The organism is Mycobacterium sp. TH-M15 (assembly GCF_057473705.1).
In genome coordinates, this window is sequence record NZ_JBYCLB010000205.1 from 1 (window position 1) to 4,725 (window position 4,725).

The window sequence follows — 4,725 nt, forward strand, 5'->3', positions numbered from 1 at the left end:
GCCGACACCCAGAACCCGGGTCACACGCTGCGGCAGACGCTGGTCGGCGACCGGCCGGAGCACGAGTGGGCCGCCGACCCGCGCATCCGCGACGTTCTCGACGGCCTGGTCCCCGACATCGGCTGGGACACCGCGGTCGCCGCCCTCTCCGGTGGCCAGCGCCGCCGGGTGCAGCTGGCCACGCTGCTGATCGGCGACTGGGACGTGATCGCCCTCGACGAGCCCACCAACCACCTCGACGTCGAGGGCATCGCCTGGCTGGCCGGGCACCTGCGGCGACGCTGGCCGGCGACCGGCGGGGCGCTGCTGGTGGTCACCCACGACCGCTGGTTCCTCGACGAGGTGGCCACCAGCACCTGGGAGGTGCACGACGGGATCGTCGAACCGTTCTCCGGCGGTTACGCCGCCTACATCCTGCAGCGCGTCGAACGGGACCGCCTGGCGGCCGCGGCAGAAGCCAAGCGGCAGAACCTGTTACGCAAGGAACTCGCCTGGCTGCGGCGGGGGGCGCCGGCCCGCACGTCGAAACCGAAGTTCCGGATCGACGCCGCCAACCAACTGATCGCCGACGTGCCGCCGCTGCGCAACACCGTCGCGCTGGCGACGCTGGCCACCGCCCGGCTGGGCAAGGACGTCGTCGACCTGCTGGACGTGTCGGTGTCTTTCGACGGTCGCCCGGTGCTGCGCGGTGTCGAGTGGCGGCTCGCCCCCGGGGAACGAAGCGCCATCGTCGGCGCCAACGGCGCCGGCAAGTCCACCCTGCTCGGCCTGATCGCCGGCACCGTGCACCCCGACGGCGGCCGGGTGCGGCGCGGCAAGACGGTCCGGTTGGGGATGCTCGACCAGCAGGGCGACGCGTTGACCGAGGCCGCCGGCGACCGGGTCGCCGAGGTGCTGAGCCGGCTGCCCGGCGGATACCAGCTGGGCGGCCGGGAGGTCACCCCGGCGCAGCTGCTGGAGCAGCTCGGCTTCCGGCGCGATCAGCTCTCCGCGCGGGTCGGTGAGCTCTCCGGCGGCCATCGACGACGGCTGCAGCTGATGCTCACCCTGCTGGCCGAGCCGAATGTGCTGCTGCTCGACGAACCGACCAACGACGTGGACACCGAGATGCTGGCGGCCCTGGAGGACCTGCTGGACTCCTGGCCGGGGACGCTGATCGTCGCCTCCCACGACCGCTACCTGCTGGAGCGGGTCACCGACCAGCAGTACGCCATCCTGGACGGACGGCTGCGCCACCTGCCCGGCGGGATCGACGAGTACCTGGAACTGGCCGCGGCGGCCGGCGCGGCATCGGCGGCGCGCCCGGCGTCGGGTTCGCCGCCGCCCGCGGGCCGGTCCGGCGCGGAACTGCGGGCCACGCAGAAGGAGCTGACCGCCGTGGACCGCCGACTGGCGCGGCTGGCCGAGGCGATCGACGCCAAACACCACCAGCTGGCGGCGCACGACCAGTCCGATCACACCGGCCTGACCCGGCTCACCGCGGAGCTGCGCGCGGTGCAGCAGCAGGTCGAGCAGCTGGAGGCCCGCTGGCTGGAGCTGTCAGAGCGGCTGGAGTGACGGCGTGCGACAATTACCGCCCTGATGAGCACTGACCCGGAGATCGACAGACTGACCGCCGCGGTCGACGGCTATCCGGACGTCGTGGAGCTGCGGCTGCGGCTGATCCGACTGCTGACCGAGCGGGGCCGCACGGCCGAGGCACTCGTCCAGGCCGGCGAGACACTGCGGTTGGCCCCGGAGAACCCCGACGTTCGGGCGGCGGTGGCACAGCTGGGCGCCGCGGTCGGCGAGCCGGCTGGTCCGGTCTCCGCCGAGGGCACCGCTCCGATCGGATTCGATTGGACCAAAGCCGAATCCGACGTAGACGGGATCGTGCCGCCGCAGTACCTGGGTGAGCGGCCGGCGGCTGCGCCCGCAGACGTCGTCGCACCCCGGACGGCGACCCGGCTGGCTGCCGTGGCCGGGATGGACGAGGTCAAAGCACAGATCCAGCGATCCTTCATCGGGCCGCTGCGCAATCCGGAGCTGGCCCGCGCCTACGGCACCGGCGCCGGCGGCGGTCTGTTGCTCTACGGGCCGCCCGGCTGCGGCAAGACGTTCATCGCCGCGGCCATCGCCGGTGAACTCGAGGCCAACTTCTATCCGGTCGGGGTCCCCGACGTGGTCGACATGGCGACCGGGACTACCGAGCAGACGCTGCAGGAGCTGTTCGCCACCGCCCGCACCACCACACCGTCGGTGATCTTCTTCGACGAGATCGACGCGATCGGCCAGAAACGTTCCCAGCTGCGCGGAGCTAATGTGCTGCGCCAGTTGGTGACTCGGCTGCTCACCGAGCTCGACTCGGCCCGCAACGACGGCGTGTTCGTGCTCGGCGCCACCAACCACCCGTGGGACATCGACACCGCGCTGCGCCGGCCGGGCCGGCTGGATCGGATGCTGTTCGTCTCACCACCCGACGACGCCGCCCGGGCCGCGCTGATCCAGGCCAACTTCGCCGGCCGGCCGATCGCCGGCATCGACCTTCCGGCGATGGTCGCCGCCACCACCGGCTACTCCGGTGCCGATGTCGCATTCCTGTGCCGGACGGCGGCGCAGCACGCGATGGCGGAGTCCGCGGAGACCGGGCAGCCGCGCTACATCACCATGGCCGACGTGCGGAACGCACAGCAGGCGATCACACCCAGCACCGGCCCGTGGTTCCGATTGGCCCGCAACGTCGTCGAGTTCGGCAATCAGGACGGCGCCTTCGACGACCTGGCCGCCTACCTCAAGCGCAACCGGCGCGGACGCGGGTAACCGAACCGGCTACCCGGGCGGTTGACGGGGCAGCGTCGACCGGCTCGGCAGGTCCAGGTCCGACGACGGCGGCCTGACCCGGGGTGCCGGCCGTTCCGGGCAGCACGACCGCGCGTCGGGGAAGTCGGCCGCCCGGGTCTCGCCGGCGCAGACACTCACCAGCCACCCGGACACCACCGCGAACGCCAGCCAGGCCGCGACGCCGACCAGCGCCGACCGCCGCGAGGCCGACTGCCGCCATGCCTTGATGGTGATCTCCAGGCCGACCACCGCCAGCACGATCGGCAGCAGCGCCAGGGCGGCCCAGAGGGCGCCCGGTCGACCGGCGAAGCCGTGGAACAGCCACCCAACGCCGATCGGCAGGCCGAGCCCCAACAGCCAGACGAACCAGTTCCCGGTCTGGTCGTGCACGTGGGCCGCGAGGTCGACGTCGCCGCCCGGGCGGATCCAGCCCAACGTCACCAGCAGGTGCGCCAGCCCGGCGACCAGACAGCCGACGATCAGCCCGAGATAGCCCGCGCGCACCCCGTCGGCATCGAACGCGACGGTTATCAGCAGCGTCGAGAAGACCGCCACCACCAGCGCCAGCATCGCGACCAGCACACCCGTGGCCGCCGATGGGCTACGCCAGAGCCGTTTCGACAGATACCCGCGGGGCAGCCGCTTGCGCGTCCGGTGAAACAGTCCGGTCCAGCCGACAATCAACAGGGCGCCCGCCAGCGGTGCCAGGTGCGTCATCGTCTCCGGCGGAACCCATGCCGACGCCAGCAGCACCACCAGCGCATAGACCCACACCCCGCTGGCCAGTCGGGCAACCGCGGCCCACACCACCTCCGCCAACGCATGCCGGGTGCGTCGGTCGGTGGGAGCACCGGCCAGGATGCCGACCAGTGCCGCCGCTTTCGTCCCGGTGAGTGGTTCATCGAGAGCCTGCATGGTCCGCAGGTCCACATTCCCGGGGTCGGCGCGAAGTCCGGTCGCGGCCAGGGTGGCCGCCAGCCGGTGGTCGTGGATCCGCTCGGCGGCTCGCGCCGCCTCGAGCAGCACGCCGGCGTTATCGGGGGCCAGGGTCAGCACCCGGTCGATTGCGGCCACCACGGCGCGTCGCTCCGCGGCGGTGACCGCGCCGACCGACAAGCACATCGCCAGCAGCGCGTGCGCACCGGCGTCGTCCGGGTCCGTTTCGACGGCGCGGTGCGCCGCGGCGACGGCATCGTCCAGCCGTCCGGCCGCCAGGGATGTCACCGCGAGCACCTCGACGGTCCGCGCTCCCGGATCCGGGTCGTTGTCGACCGCCGAGAGCGCCGCCCGGTGGGCGGTGACCGGATCGTCGGCCAGCAACGCCAGCTCGGCTCGCGCCACCAGAACGTCGGGGTTGTCCGGCTCAGCGGCGAGGCAGGCATCCACCAGTTCGATCGCATCCGGTGTGCAGCCCAGGTTCACCAGGGTCCGGGCCCGATCGAGGTTCGCGTCGATGTCCACGTCAGGGCGCCAGGTGCGACCGCAGCGAGTCGGCCTGCTCGCGCACCGACCGCAGCTGCGCGGCGACCGCGTCCGGCGCCGTGCCGCCGTGCGCGTTGCGCGAGGCCACCGACCCGGCCACGGTGAGCACGTCGCGGACCTGCGGGGTGAGGTCGGGGCTGATCGCGCGCAGCTCGTCGTCGGTCAGTTCGGCCAGGCCGACCCCGCGCCGCTCGGCCACTTGCACCGCCGCGCCGGCGGCCTCGTGGGCGTTCCGGAACGGCACCCCCTGGCGGACAAGCCATTCGGCGATATCGGTGGCCAGCGTGTAGCCGGCCGGCGCCAGCGCCGCCATCCGCTCGACATCGAAGGTGAGTGTGCCCACCAGCCCGGCCATCGCCGGCAGCAGCAGCTCCAGCTGAGCCGCCGAGTCGAACACCGGCTCCTTGTCCTCCTGCAGGTCCC

The 4,725-nt window shown here is 72.7% G+C and carries 3 protein-coding genes and 1 pseudogene; 2 read left to right on the forward strand and 2 right to left on the reverse strand.

Annotation, left to right across the window (positions count from 1 at the left end; all coding sequences use genetic code 11):
• Together AC2VNT_RS04860 and AC2VNT_RS04865 are read left to right on the forward strand one after the other, a co-directional pair.
• Positions 1-1,557: ABC-F family ATP-binding cassette domain-containing protein (locus tag AC2VNT_RS04860; protein ID WP_486945776.1), on the forward strand; the 1,557-nt coding region annotated here is incomplete at its 5' end.
• A 24-nt stretch (positions 1,558-1,581) separates the two neighbouring features.
• Entirely contained in the window at positions 1,582-2,799 is a 1,218-nt protein-coding gene (locus AC2VNT_RS04865) for an ATP-binding protein (RefSeq protein WP_486945777.1), read from the forward strand.
• Positions 2,800-2,808: 9 nt separating this feature from the next.
• Here the strand turns inward: AC2VNT_RS04865 and AC2VNT_RS04870 are convergent, their stop codons facing one another.
• Together AC2VNT_RS04870 and AC2VNT_RS04875 are read right to left on the reverse strand one after the other, a co-directional pair.
• The gene (locus tag AC2VNT_RS04870) at positions 2,809-4,281 is read right to left on the reverse strand and encodes a tetratricopeptide repeat protein (protein ID WP_486945778.1); all 1,473 of its coding nucleotides are present in this window, start codon (positions 4,279-4,281) and stop codon (positions 2,809-2,811) included.
• Position 4,282: 1 nt separating this feature from the next.
• Positions 4,283-4,725, reverse strand: a pseudogene (locus AC2VNT_RS04875) (argininosuccinate lyase); the annotation flags it as partial.